The sequence below is a fragment of the Sphaerisporangium aureirubrum genome, from assembly GCF_042658925.1.
Classification (GTDB): Bacteria; Actinomycetota; Actinomycetes; order Streptosporangiales; family Streptosporangiaceae; genus Sphaerisporangium; species Sphaerisporangium aureirubrum.
Map to the genome: position 1 here is coordinate 26,684 of NZ_JBHSRF010000038.1, position 12,443 is coordinate 39,126.

Sequence of the window (12,443 nt, forward strand, 5' to 3'; positions counted from 1 at the left end):
GAGGAGGTGGGACGTGACACGGGACGGCGACGCGGACGGGACCGCGACCGCGTACCGGCACTGGGACGCCCAGTGGCGGACCGAACAGGGCCGGGCCGGCTGGCTGGTGCCCGAACCCTGGGTGGTCGAGACGGCGGAAAGGCTGCGGACGCGCGGCGCGCGCACCGCGCTGGACCTCGGCTGCGGCCCCGGACGGCACGCCGAGGCGTTCGCCCGCGCGGGCCTGACCACCGCCGGGCTGGACCGCAGCGAGCACGCCGTCGCCGAGGCGCGCCGCCGCGCCGCCGCCGAGGGACTCCCGATCACCTACCACACCGGCGACTTCACCCGGCTGCCGTTCGCCGCCGCGTCGTTCGACCACGTCCTGGCCTGGAACGTCGTCTACCACGGCGACGAGGACGTACTGGCCCGCGTGCTGGCCGAGGTCAGGCGCGTGCTGCGCCCCGGGGGCCTCTACCAGGCCACCATGATCTCCAAGCGCAACGCGCAGTACGGCAGGGGCGTGGAGATCAGCCCCAACACCTACGTCCAGGAGGACGGCCCCGAGGACAAGCGCCACCCCCACCTGTTCAGCGACGAGCACGACATCCTGCGCACCCACCGCGGAATGCGCCTGCTCGAACTGGCCGACCGCGAACACGCCGCCCCCGGCTCCTACCACTGGCACCTGCTGTTCGAGGCGAGCGCCGATGACACGTGACACACCCGCGACGGACTGGCTCCCGGCGGTGCGGGCGGCGTTCGAGCGCACGCTCGGCGACGACGCCTACCCGTGCGACTTCGGCGTGCGCGCCCACCGGGCCGGCGACAACACCTACGCGGCCCTGGACCGCCGCGACCCCGCCCGGCACGGCGTGCGGGCCCTCGCCGCCGCCCTGGACGACTTCAAGGTCCGCGCCCGCACCGGCCCGCCCCGCCAGTCCCTGATCGTCTTCGACGGCCCGCCCGCCCCGGCCCACCTGGCCGCCCCCGACCGTCGCCTGGCCGAGGACCGCCGCCGCTTCTGGCACCTGCTGGGAGACCTGTCCCGGCTGGACGACCGCGAATGGCCGGAGGAGGTCCCGGACGACCCGGCGGACCCCCGCTGGCAGTGGTGCTACGGCGGCGAGCCGTGGTTCGTGTTCGCGCTGAGCCCCGGTTACGCCCGCCGCGGCAGCCGCCGGGCCCCGTGCCTGACGCTGGTGTTCCAGACCCGCCGCGTGTTCACCGGCCTGAGCGGCGCCACCCCGGCGGGCCGGGCCGCCAAGCGGCGCATCCGGGCCCGGCTTAGCGGCTACGACCCGGTGCCGCCGCATCCGCACCTCGGGGACGCGGGCGGCTCCTCCACCCACAAGTGGCGCCAGTACGTCCTGCCCGACGACCAGACGATCCTGCCCGAGGACGGGTGCCCGTTCCCGGGTCATCTCGCCGACACCACGGGAGACACGCCATGACGACGCCGGATCTGCTCGACTGCGACACGCACTTCAGCGACCACGAGCCCGGCCTGTGGGCCGGGGACGCCCCCGGCGCCCCCCGGGTCGTCACCCACGAGGACCGGCGGCTGCTGCGCATCGGCGACCTGCTGTTCCCCAAGCCCACCGGCACCGGCCAGGGCAACCCCAGCGGCCTCGGCCACCTCATCGGGCCGGGACACGACGCCGACCGGGCGCCGTTCATGGCCGCCAACGGCATCGCCACCGCCGTGCTCCAGCCCGGCTTCGTCGGCCTGTCCTTCCAGGCCGTTCCCGGCCCGGACGACAGGGTGGGCCTCGCCGCCCGCTACGACGAGCTCGCCGCCCAGGCCTGCGCCAAGTCCGAGCTCGACCTGCGCTGGACGATCCTGCTGTCCGCCGAGGACCCGGCGTGGAGCCTGGCCGAGGTGCACCGCCACCGCGACGACCCCTACCTGGTCGGCGCGACGATCCGCCCCACCGCCCGCACCCGCGAGGCCCGCCTCGGCGACCCCGCCTTCACCCCCGTCCTCGAAGCCCTCGCCGCGCACGGCCTCGCGCTGTTCGTGCACGGCGGCACCGGCTGCCACCAGTGGTCCCCCCTCGCCGACGCCTACGCCGACTACACCCTCACCCACGCCCTCGGCCACATGGGCGAGCAGATGATCGCGCTCGCCGACCTGCTGACCCGCCCCGACGGCCTGCCGGAGGGGCTGCGCGTGGTCATGCTGGAGTCCGGCGTCGGCTGGATCCCGCCGTTCCTGGAGCGCCTGGACGGCCACGTCCGCCGCCTCGACCACGGCCGCGCCGTGCCGAGCGCCGTGTTCGCCGGGCACGTCGCGGTGGCGCCGGACCCGGGGGAGCGGTACGCGGCCTGGGCGGTGCGGGAACTCGGCACCGGCAACGTGGTGTTCGGCTCGGACTACCCGCACTGGGACACCGTGCGCGCCGGCGAGTGGCTGGAGGCGTTCGGCGAGCTGTGCCCGCGCGACGCGCTGCGGGACAACACCCGCAGGTTCGTACCCCGCCTGGCCGAGGCGCCCGGACGGGGGGCCGCGTGAGCGCCGCCGAGGCGCCCCCGCCGCGCCGCGGCCCCGGGCTCGCCGCGCGGTTCGGGCCGCTGGCCGAGCGGGAGTTCCGGCTGTACTGGTTCGCCACCACCCTGTCGCTGGTCGGCGACTACACCTTCCGCGTGGCGTTCGTCACCTACATCATCACGGTCAGCCGCTCGGCCGCCACGCTGGCCCTCGCCACCACCGCGCTGCTGGTGCCGCCTCTGGTCTTCTACCTGGTCGGCGGGGTCACCGGCGACCGGGTGCGCTCACGCAAGCACGTCCTCATCGCCGCCGACCTGTTCAGATTCGCCGCGCTGGCCACCATCACCGTGGCCGTCGCCACCTCCCAGAGCGTGACAGTGATCATCCTGCTGGCGCTGCTCATCGGCATCGGCGACGGCTTCTTCAACCCCACCTCGTTCGCCTTCCTCACCGAGATCGTGAAGAAGGAGAAGCTGGTCCAGGCCAACTCGGCCACCTCGATCAGCCGCCAGGTCGGCGTCATCCTCGGCCCCACCCTCGGCGGCTTCCTGCTCGGCTGGTACGGCCCCGAGCCCACGTTCGCGTTCGACGCCGCCACGTTCCTGCTGTCCGCCGTGCTCATCGCCATGATCAGGCACGCCCGCCCCGCCCGGGACACCGAGGGCGCCCCCCGCAAGAACGTCCTCGCCGAAGCCGCCGAGGGGTTCAAGTACGTCAGCGGCCTGCGCTGGCTGCTGGTCGTCAGCCTGACCGGCGCGGTCGCCAACGCGGTGTTCACCGGCAACCTGGACGTCGCCGTGCCGCTGATCCTCGCGCCGGAGGGCACCGGCCAGGCGCAGTACCTCGGCCTGTACTACAGCCTCCAGGGCGCCGGCGCGCTGATCGGCGCGGTGATCCTCACCCGGCTCACCATCACCCGGGCGGGCCCGACGATGATGAGCATGCTCGTGCTGATGGCCCTGGCGCTGGCGCTGGTCGGCGTGATCGGCCAGAGCCCGGCGGCGTACCTCATGGCCGTCGCGTACGGCCTCGGCCTGCACTTCTTCAACTCGACCTACCCGAGCCTGCTCCAGCAGCAGGTGCCGGGCAACCTGCTCGGCCGGGTCGGCAGCGTCGTCTTCCTGTCGTTCCACGGCCTGATGCCGCTCGGCACGCTGGTGTTCGGCCCGCTGGCCGCCGCCCTCGGGCCGCGCGGCGCCGCGCTGTGGACCGGCGCCGCCGTCGCCGTGCTCTGCCTGGTCGTCATGCGGGCCCGCAGCGTGCGCACCCTCGTCCTCCAGCACGAACCGGAACCCGCCCCCGAGGCGGACCGGCGCCGCGATCCGGAGCCTGCCCCCGGCCGGGACCAGGCGTGAAGGGAACAACGATGGCACACCCCTGGGACAGGTCCGTCTTCACGCTCGTCATGCCGGACGCGATCGCCACCCACCGGCACACCGAGGTGCTGCGCCGCATCGAGGGCGCCGGCTACCGGATCGCGTACTTCGAGCTGCTCACCGTGGCCCCCGAGCAGCTCGACGAGGTGTACGCCGAGCAGATCAAGTCGGTGTGGGACGCCTACTTCTACCGGCTGCTGGACAAGCTGTTCCTGTCCGGCCCCGTCATCGGCCTCGTCATGGAGGACGTGACCGGCGGCGAGGAGGACGCCCACCGGCGGCTCAAGCTCCTCAAGGGCGCCACCGACCCCAACAAGGCGGCGCCCGGCACCATCCGCCGCGACCTCGGCGGCATCAACTCGATGCTGGCTTTCATGCACGCCGCCGACCAGCCCGAGGTCTCCGTGCGGGAGGCCGGCCTGCTGTTCACCGCCCCCGTCTCGGCGGACGCCCCGCCGCGCGGCGACGCCGCCGCCGGCACCGACGAGACCGCCGCGCACGCCGTGTGCGACCTGCTGGCGTCCGGCCCCGCCGAGACCCGCGGCTTCCCCGAGGTGCTCGCCGGCCACCGCTCCCGGGTGGCGGGCGCCGCCTGGCACGACCTGTCCGAGCGGGGCCGCGCCACCGCCCGCGAGGCGACCGCCCGGGGCACCCTGGCCGAGCCCGGCCTCGGCGCCCTGATCGCGGACGGCCTCCGCGGCGGCGAGGCGCACCCCGCGCACGGCCTGCTGCACGCCGACTGGCGGCCGGGGCTGCCGACCCTGCCGGAACGGCGCTACCTCACCGCCCTCGCCGGGCTCGGCCTGCCCCGCGACCACTGGGAGGAGCTGGTCCTGCTGACCTCCGCCTACTTCCCCCCGAAGGCCGCGTGATCGCCGTGGCGTCCCCCACGCACTTCGACGTGATCCCGCTGGCCGAGCTGAGGGCGCAGTTCGGGCTCGCCGGGGCGCGGGCCGTGCTGCTCGTCGGCTCGCGCACCGAGGACGACTACCCCGGCTCCGACACCGACTTCCTCGGCCTGTTCGACCGCGACGCCGACGTCCCGCGCGCCATCGGCCACGCCGGCGCGGTCAGCATGACCAACACCTTCGGCGAGAGCTGGATCGGCTGGGCGGGCGAGGAGGAGGTGAACGTCGTCACCGTGTCCGCCGAGGCCGTGCGCCGCACCGCCGCCCCGCTGGCGGCGCCGCTGTCGGCCACCCGAGCGCCCGCCCTGCAACCCCTGGAGGTCGTCCTGCTGCACCGCATCCACACCGGCACCCCGGTGGACGGGCACGACTACGTCGCCGAGCTGCGCGCCGGGCTGCGGCTGGACCGGCTGCCCACCGCCGTGTTCGCGCTCTACCACATCTCGGCGGCCGGGCACCTGAAGCGGGCCCGCATGCTGGCCGGGGCGGGGGACCGCCTCGGGTTCCTGTCCCTGATGAACGCCGTGACCTCGGGCGTCGGCATCGCGACGCTCAGCATGTACGGCCGGGTCGCCGGTTCCGTCAAGAAGATCGCGCCCGGCCTGGCCGTGCTGGAACGCGCTCACCTGGACATCCCGGTGCGGTCGTCGGACCTGGCGCTGATGATGTCCAGCGCCGACGACGTGCTGCGCCTGGAGATCGCCGGGGCGGCGCTGGACCGGCTCGCCGCGGCGGCCCGGCTGCGCGCCGAACACGGCGACCCCCTGTGGGACGAGGCCTGGCGCAGCCTCGCGGCGCTCGGCTGACACGCACACCCCTTGAGGAGGAGGACAAGGCATGGAGGACTGGCCTGCCGGTGATCTCGTACGGCTGCGGCTGCCCCGGGTGGACGACCAGCCCGTGATCGACGAGTGGTCGATGCCGCAGGCGCGCAGCCGGTGGAACGCGGGCGTGCGGCGGCCCCGCACCGTCGCCCAGCGGCTGGAGAGCGGCCCGCTGGTCTCCGGCGACGGCGGCATCCTGCTGATCGTCCGGCTGGCCGACGAGCGGCCCGTCGGCGACATCGTCTGGAAACCCGTCTACTACGGCCAGAAGGACGACACCCGCTCCCGGGCCTGGCGCGTCGGCCGCGAACTGCTGCCCGCCGCCCGCGGCCAGGGCTACGGCACCGAGGCGATGCGCCTGCTGATCGGCTGGCTGTTCGCCACCACCGACGCCAACCGCGTCGACGGCTACACCGACTGCGGCAACGAGGCCTCCCGCCGCTCGGTCGCGAAGGCCGGCATGCGCCACGAGGGCATCCTGCGCGGCGCGCTGTACCGGGACGGCGAGTACCGCGACCTCGCCATGTACGCCGTCACCCGCGCCGACTGGGCGGAACCGGCCGCGTCCGGGCAGGCGGCGGCGGGAGGCACGGCGTGACCGGCCCCGCCAGGGACGGGGCGCAGGGGACCGGCGCGTTCGCGGGTACGGGGCGTGCCGGATGAGCGCGCTCGCGGAGGCAGTGCTCGCCGGGGCGTCCGGGGCGGAGCTGCTCGCGTGTGAGCCGCCGGAGCGCACCCTCGCGGCGTACCTTCGCAGGTCCGACACCGGGATGTTCGCCGCCGCGCGCGACAAGGACGTCACCCGCTCCATCCGGGTCGGCGAGGTGGCGCTGCCCGAGCCGCTGCCCGGCGAGGTGCTGATCGCGGTCATGGCCGGTGCGATCAACTACAACACCGTCTGGTCGGCCATGTTCGAGCCGGTGCCGACGTTCCGCTTCCTGGAGGCATTCGCCCGCACCGGGCCCGCCGGGGCGCGGCACGACCTGCCGTACCACGTCATCGGCTCCGACGCCTCCGGGGTGGTGGTGCGCGCCGGCGCCGGGGTGCGCCGTTGGGCGCCGGGGGACCGGGTCGTGGTCTCCCCGGTGCACGTCGACGAGCACGACCCGGCCGTGCACGCCGACGGCATGATGGCGGCCGACCAGCGGGCCTGGGGCTTCGAGACCAACTTCGGCGGGCTGGCCCACTTCGCGGTCGTCCGCGCCACCCAGCTGCTGCCCAAGCCCCGCCACCTGACCTGGGAGGAGGCCGCCTGCAACACCCTGTGCCTCGGCACCGCGTACCGCATGCTGGCCGGCCCGCGCGGCGCCGTCATGAAGCAGGGCGACGTGGTCCTGATCTGGGGTGCCGCCGGAGGCCTCGGCGGGTACGCAGTGCAGCTGGTGCGCAACGGCGGCGGCGTGCCCGTCGCCGTGGTCGGCTCCGCGCGCAAGGCCGAGCTGGTCTCCCGCCTGGGCTGCGACCACGTGATCGACCGGGCCGCGCTCGGCCTCGGGGACGGCGACGGCCCCGGCACCGTCGCGGGCTGGCGCGCCCTCGGCCGCGAGATCCGCCGCCTGGCCGGCGAGGACCCGCACATCGTGTTCGAGCACATCGGCCGCCCCACCTTCGCCGCCTCGGTCTACGTGGCCCGCCGCGGCGGCGTGGTCGTCACCTGCGGCTCCAGCGGCGGCTACCTGCACGAGTACGACAACCGCTACCTGTGGATGTCGCTGAAGCGGGTCATCGGCAGCCACGCCGCCAACTACCAGGAGACCTGGGAGGCCACCCGCCTGCTCTCCCTCGGCATGATCGTCCCCACGCTCTCCGCCGTCCACCCCCTCCCCGACGTCGCGAAGGCCGCCCGCGCCGTCCAGCTCAACGAACACGTCGGCAAGGTCGGCGTCCTGTGCCTGGCCCCCCGCGAGGGCCTCGGCGTGGACGACCCGGCCATGCGCGACCGCGTCGGCGAGCCCCGCCTGCGCCTGTTCCGCGACACGCCCTGAGGATCACCGGCACGCCGCCACGGGCGGTCCACCACCCCGGGCGGCCTGGCTGCGACGATGTGGGGTGAGGGCGGTCATCGCGGCGGCGACGCGCGTATCCTTGTGTTCGTGCCGGGGGTGTGACGGGGCGATGCCGGGGCAGGGGGCGGCGTCGAGGGACACGTGATCACGCTCCCGTGCGGTCCGCGGGGTGCGATGTCGCGGGCCGCCGCAGTCAAGGTGCTGGGAACGGAGGCCGGAAATAGCGCGGTAGGACATTTGATCTCAAAAATTCGGTGAGAACGCGCCATGAGCCGGGTGAAATCGTTTCCGGCCGGTCATGGCCGGATGGCGAGGGAGGCGCTGCCGACGGTGGTGGTTCCCGGTGGTGCGAATGGCGAGAGAATCGCCGGAATAGGCGGCGCGACCGGCCTGGTGCCGGAGCGTCCTTCCTGGTTGGGGTTCCCGACAGAGGGAACGTGGTTCCGTTAGGTGTGGTCATGGTAACTGGTAGAGTAATAAGCTTCGACGAATTCCGCGGTTACGGTTTCATCGCCCCCGATACCGGTGGCGAGGACGTCTTCATGCACGTCAATGATCTGAACGGCGACAAGCGTCTCATCACAGTCGATTCGAGGGTCGAATTCATGCTGGAGAACGGCGGCAAGGGCCCCAAGGCCTCCAGAGTCCGCCTCCTGGACCGCCCCGCCGGCGGCCCCGCCCCTCTCCCGCACGTCCCGCCGGTCTCGGGCGTCCCGTCCGTCCCGATGGTCCCGCGCGACGTGGACCGCCCCGCCGGCGACGCCGGCTTCTGCGACGTCCTCTCCGTGAGGGAACTCACCCAGGAGGTCACCGAGGCCGTCCTGACCGCGGTCCCCACCCTCACCGCCGACCAGATCCTCCGCATCCGCACGGTAGTGGCAGACCTGGCCCACAGCCACGGCTGGACCGAAGGCTAACCTCCCACCTCCGTCCCGCCGCCCCACTCACACCGGCCCGGCGGGACGCGAGGTGCCGCCTACCCGCCCGGCACTCGCCGTCTTCGCCGTACGCCGGACGCACGGCGGCGCCGGTCTCGCCGTACGGTGATCCGTCGTGGTGGCGCCGTCCAAGGGCCGGCGAACGGGATGGATGGCGCTGACGGGTGGTGGATTCGGCTCGTCGTATGGCGGCTCACTTGTGTGTTGGCGCCGGTGGAAATGGTCCTTGCAGAGGGCGCGCGCTTCGCGCGGAGGCCGCAAGGGCTGTTCCTGCGCGGGGGACACCCCCGCACCCCCGGGCCTGCCGGGCTCATAGCGCTCCGCTGTGATCGCCTCGGTGCGGGAAGGGGTTGATCACTTCTTGTTCTCCTACCGGGCCGTCACCCGGCGCCGCCGCCGGTACCCGGAGGGCCGGGAGTCCTCGTGGAGCGACCAGGTCTAGGGGTGTTCGCCGCGCAGTCCGAGGACGTATGTCGCGGTGAGTGCGACGGCGCGGTCCTCGTCGTGTGACAGGGCCGTGAGGGCGCGTGATGTCGTGGAGCCTGGGATGTCCGCTAGGGCCTGTGCCAGTCGTCGGCGGGTGGATGATTCGGTGGGGCCGTGGGTGAGGCGGTCGACGAGGCCGGTGGCGATCTGATCCTCCAGTGCGGGATCGCTCGCCAGGGCGCTCAGGGTGTCGGCCGCGTCGACGTCGTTCGAACCCTCGACGATCATGTCGATGAGTGCCGGGATCGCGTCGGGCACTCCACGTGCGCCGAGTGCCAGGGCCGCGCCTCTGCGGACCACGATGTCGGGGTTGGTGAGGGCGCCTCGCAGAAGGGCGGTCGCCTCGCCGTCGGGGATCTCGGCGATGGACTGGACGGCACGTTGCCGCACGTCGGCCGCCGGTGAGCCCAGGCCCTCCGCCAGCAGGGCCAGGCCGCCCTCGCCCGATCGCGCCAGAGCCCAGCGGAGGGCTCCGGCGACGTTCGGGTCCGTCTCGCTCAGCACCGCCTCGACCAGGGCCTCCACCGGCACCGGAACCTCTTCGGCCGAGGACAGGGCCGCGCGCTGGCGCTTCCCGGCGCTCTCCGACCCCAGGCCCTGGAGGAGCGCGACGATCTGGAGGACGTCCTCCCAGCCGGCGGGTTCCGCGGCACCGATCCGGAGCAGCCGGGTGAGCAGCTCCGTCTCGCCGGCGATGCGTTCCCGCGTCCGGCGGACGAGGTCGTCGACGAGTTCCGACGGCGTGAAGCCGGGATCGTCGAGCGCGCGCCCGACCTCACGCAGCGACAGCCCCAGCGACCGCAGGCTCTCGATGTGGAAGATCCGCCGGATGTCCTCGCCGGAGTACTCCCGGTAGCCCGCCTCGGTACGGCCCGTCGGCCGCAGCAGGCCGAGCGAGTCGTAGTGCCTGAGCATGCGGGCGCTGACCCCGGACCGTCGTGCCACGTCACCGATCAACATCGCCTGTCACTCCTCCTGGCCGGTCGTGCCGAGGGCGACGACGCGCTTCGCCTCCTCGACCGCGAACTCGAATCCGGCGTCCGGGTCGCGCGACAGCCGCTCCGTGGCGATCGCGTGCCGGCGCACGCGAGGGTCGGGATCCGCCGTCGCGGCGCGCAGTGTCGGCGTGATCACCTCGCCGAGCGCGATCAGCGCCCGGCTGAGGCTCAGATGCGTCTCACGCCCGCCGCGCCCGAGCTGCGTCGCCAGCACTCCTGCCAGCTCGGACTCTTCCCCCTCGGGCACGAGGACGACCGCCGCCCGCCAGGCGCTCCGCGCCACCTCGTCGTCGGCGTCGGTCAGAAGCGCATGTGTGATCGCCGGCCACGCCCGCCGATCCCCGATCTTGGACAGCGTGTGCAGCGCCTGGCTCCGTGCCTGCGCGCGCTCCGACCGGAGCTCGTCGACGAGCTTCGGGACCGTCAGCGACGCCGGGTGGCGGGTGAGCGCCCACGTGAGCATGTCGCGCACGTAGAAGTCGGGCTCGATCGCGCATCGCTCGATGAGCTTGTCGACGAACCGCGGGTCCGGGCTCGTGCCGAGCGTCAGCGCCGCCCGCAGCCGCGCCGACGAGCTGCCCTCCAGCCCTTGAAGGGCTCGCGCCGTGTTCGTGTCCTCTTTCGGCATGGTCATCGGGACCACCTCCCTGACACCAGTGAAGACCTTGTCACAGTGTCAAGGTCAAGCGGGCGACGCGCGGACCGGCCCTCGGCGGGCGAGACGCGGTTGACGGTGGGCTTATTTTATGGTTACTTAGTAGGAAATATAGGTTATTGGCGCGGGTTGACGGCCGGCGCCGATCTCGGCTCGCGGACGACGGTGACGGCGGCTGGAGAAGGGCGTTGACCTTGTGGCCGGCTGACCGCTGCTATATCTTCCAGCGGAGCCTTGAATGGAATTTGTGGACCATCGATTCGCAATAGATCGGCGGGCGGAACCGCTCGAATTGATTCGCGAGTTATTCGCGGACGCGTCCGCGGACGAGCAGTTCTCGGCGAAAGTCGCGACAATCGTCGACGAATGGCTCGGCCGGTCGCGTCCGGAAATCGTCACCCCCTCGTCGGTGCGGCTGATGCTGCTGCGCGGGCGCACCCGCGAGGCCGCGCGCCATCTGCGGGAGTCCCGCGACGCCGGATCGTTCCTGGAACTGGCCGACTGGGTGCGCTGCTGGTATCCGGGCCTGTCCGGCCTCGTGCCGTCGCCGCCCGCGGTTCCGTCGTTCGAGGTCAGCACCGGGCTGGAGGGGCTGAGCGTGCTGGCGGCCTACTTCGCCGGGCACGACTCGGCCGCGGCGGTCGCGCGGGCCGATCAGGTGCTGCGCGCGTGCCCGATGGGGGAGTCCGGGCTGGAGTCGCTGGTGTCCGCGCTGGCCACGCTCGTGTACGCCGACCGCGCCGACCTCGCCGCCCGCTGGTGCGAACCGCTGCTGGAGCAGACGACCAGCCACTGCGATCCCTACTGGCAGGGGGCGTTCGCCGCCATCAGGGCCGAGACCGCGATCCGGCAGGGCCGGGTCAAGGACGCCGAGCGGTGCGCGCGCAACGCCTTCTCCCACCTGCCGATGGGGTCCTGGGGGGTGGCGCTCGGCACGCCGCTGGCGGCCATGACGATCGCCAAGACCGCCCTCGGCAAACTCGAGGACGCCGCGCGCTACCTGGCCGTGCCCGTCCTGGACGCCATGTTCCAGACTCCGGTCGGGCTGCACTACCTGAACGCGCGCGGCACCTACCGGCTGGCCGCGGGGGCCGCCGACGCCGCCCTGGCCGACTTCCTGGCCTGCGGCGAGTTCATGCGCGGCTGGGGGATCGACCTGCCGGGCGTCGCCGCGTGGCGGCTCGGCGCCGTGCGCGCGCTGCTCCAGCTCGGCCGCACGGGTGAGGCGCGGCGACTGGCCGAGGAGCAACTGGCCAGGGCGGAGCACACCCGTACGCGGGGGATCGCCCTCCGGCTGCGGGCCGCCACGCTGCCCCTGACGGAACGGCCCGAGGCGCTGGAGCAGGCGGTGGAGACGCTCCAGTCCGTCCAGGACACGCTCGAACTGGCGCACGCCCTGGCCGACGCGGGCTCGGCGTACTCCGAGCTGGGGGACGGGCCGAGGGCCCGTGCGGCGGAGCGGCGGTCGCGGCAACTGCTGCGGTCCTGCGGGGGCTCGCCGCAGGAGCGTCCCGGCCCGGCGCCGGGGGCCGGCCTGAGCGAGGCCGAGCGGCGGGTGGCCACGCTGGCCGCGCGGGGGCAGACCAACCGGCAGATCTCCGGGGAACTCTTCGTTACGGTGAGCACCGTCGAACAGCATCTCACCCGCATTTACCGAAAGCTCGGTGTGTCCCGCCGGGCCGATCTTCCGGTGTTTTTGGACTGACTTCGCTTAGGGGTTTTTAGGGGTACTGCATTAGGGGCCGGTTGGCGAATCTATTAACAGCTTGCCACCGGTTCCTA

12 protein-coding genes are annotated in these 12,443 nt (G+C 73.3%); 10 read left to right on the forward strand and 2 right to left on the reverse strand.

Annotation, left to right across the window (positions count from 1 at the left end; all coding sequences use genetic code 11):
- Positions 1 to 13: 13 nt before the first annotated feature.
- From ACFP1K_RS23555 to ACFP1K_RS23595, 9 genes are all read left to right on the forward strand, one after another.
- A complete protein-coding gene (locus ACFP1K_RS23555; protein WP_380756912.1) occupies positions 14 to 700 on the forward strand; it encodes a class I SAM-dependent methyltransferase in 687 nt (228 codons plus the stop codon).
- Positions 690 to 1,433 (forward strand): YqcI/YcgG family protein, encoded by a 744-nt coding sequence (locus ACFP1K_RS23560; protein ID WP_380756914.1) that lies wholly within the window; start codon positions 690 to 692, stop codon positions 1,431 to 1,433. The genes ACFP1K_RS23555 and ACFP1K_RS23560 overlap by 11 nt, the downstream gene beginning before the upstream one ends.
- Complete coding sequence (locus ACFP1K_RS23565) at positions 1,430 to 2,494, forward strand: amidohydrolase family protein (RefSeq protein WP_380756917.1); 1,065 nt, start codon at positions 1,430 to 1,432, stop codon at positions 2,492 to 2,494. The genes ACFP1K_RS23560 and ACFP1K_RS23565 overlap by 4 nt, the downstream gene beginning before the upstream one ends.
- The gene (locus tag ACFP1K_RS23570) at positions 2,491 to 3,825 is read left to right on the forward strand and encodes an MFS transporter (RefSeq protein WP_380756919.1); all 1,335 of its coding nucleotides are present in this window, start codon (positions 2,491 to 2,493) and stop codon (positions 3,823 to 3,825) included. Before ACFP1K_RS23565 ends, ACFP1K_RS23570 begins: the two co-directional genes overlap by 4 nt.
- An 11-nt stretch (positions 3,826 to 3,836) precedes the next feature.
- Positions 3,837 to 4,718, forward strand: coding sequence for a nucleoside-diphosphate kinase (locus ACFP1K_RS23575; protein ID WP_380756922.1), 882 nt, complete (start codon positions 3,837 to 3,839; stop codon positions 4,716 to 4,718).
- Complete coding sequence (locus ACFP1K_RS23580; protein ID WP_380756924.1) at positions 4,715 to 5,560, forward strand: hypothetical protein; 846 nt, start codon at positions 4,715 to 4,717, stop codon at positions 5,558 to 5,560. Before ACFP1K_RS23575 ends, ACFP1K_RS23580 begins: the two co-directional genes overlap by 4 nt.
- Before the next feature lie 31 nt (positions 5,561 to 5,591).
- The gene (locus ACFP1K_RS23585) at positions 5,592 to 6,176 is read left to right on the forward strand and encodes a GNAT family N-acetyltransferase (RefSeq protein WP_380756926.1); all 585 of its coding nucleotides are present in this window, start codon (positions 5,592 to 5,594) and stop codon (positions 6,174 to 6,176) included.
- A gap of 61 nt (positions 6,177 to 6,237) precedes the next feature.
- A complete protein-coding gene (gene ccrA, locus ACFP1K_RS23590) occupies positions 6,238 to 7,563 on the forward strand; it encodes a crotonyl-CoA carboxylase/reductase (RefSeq protein WP_380756928.1) in 1,326 nt (441 codons plus the stop codon).
- Positions 7,564 to 8,042: 479 nt separating this feature from the next.
- Positions 8,043 to 8,501, forward strand: a complete 459-nt coding sequence (locus ACFP1K_RS23595) for a cold-shock protein (RefSeq protein WP_380756931.1) — start codon at positions 8,043 to 8,045, stop codon at positions 8,499 to 8,501.
- A 459-nt stretch (positions 8,502 to 8,960) separates the two neighbouring features.
- Here the strand turns inward: ACFP1K_RS23595 and ACFP1K_RS23600 are convergent, their stop codons facing one another.
- On the reverse strand, positions 8,961 to 9,968 hold the full coding sequence (locus tag ACFP1K_RS23600) for a HEAT repeat domain-containing protein (protein WP_380756933.1): 1,008 nt from the start codon (positions 9,966 to 9,968) through the stop codon (positions 8,961 to 8,963).
- A gap of 6 nt (positions 9,969 to 9,974) precedes the next feature.
- A complete protein-coding gene (locus ACFP1K_RS23605) occupies positions 9,975 to 10,640 on the reverse strand; it encodes a HEAT repeat domain-containing protein (protein WP_380756936.1) in 666 nt (221 codons plus the stop codon).
- 313 nt (positions 10,641 to 10,953) lie between these two features.
- Here ACFP1K_RS23605 and ACFP1K_RS23610 point away from each other — a divergent pair, with 313 nt between their 5' ends.
- Positions 10,954 to 12,366 (forward strand): helix-turn-helix transcriptional regulator, encoded by a 1,413-nt coding sequence (locus ACFP1K_RS23610; RefSeq protein WP_380756939.1) that lies wholly within the window; start codon positions 10,954 to 10,956, stop codon positions 12,364 to 12,366.
- Positions 12,367 to 12,443 lie beyond the last annotated feature (77 nt).

Bases quoted from the DNA above. Each gene is read 5' to 3' on its own strand.
- ACFP1K_RS23585 (WP_380756926.1), top strand. From the start codon at position 5,592: ATGGAGGACTGGCCTGCCGGTGATCTCGTACGGCTGCGGCTGCCCCGG.
- ccrA (WP_380756928.1), top strand. From the start codon at position 6,238: ATGAGCGCGCTCGCGGAGGCAGTGCTCGCCGGGGCGTCCGGGGCGGAG.
- ACFP1K_RS23600 (WP_380756933.1), bottom strand. From the start codon at position 9,968: ATGTTGATCGGTGACGTGGCACGACGGTCCGGGGTCAGCGCCCGCATG.
- ACFP1K_RS23560 (WP_380756914.1), top strand. From the start codon at position 690: ATGACACGTGACACACCCGCGACGGACTGGCTCCCGGCGGTGCGGGCG.
- ACFP1K_RS23605 (WP_380756936.1), bottom strand. From the start codon at position 10,640: ATGACCATGCCGAAAGAGGACACGAACACGGCGCGAGCCCTTCAAGGG.
- ACFP1K_RS23595 (WP_380756931.1), top strand. From the start codon at position 8,043: ATGGTAACTGGTAGAGTAATAAGCTTCGACGAATTCCGCGGTTACGGT.
- ACFP1K_RS23565 (WP_380756917.1), top strand. From the start codon at position 1,430: ATGACGACGCCGGATCTGCTCGACTGCGACACGCACTTCAGCGACCAC.
- ACFP1K_RS23575 (WP_380756922.1), top strand. From the start codon at position 3,837: ATGGCACACCCCTGGGACAGGTCCGTCTTCACGCTCGTCATGCCGGAC.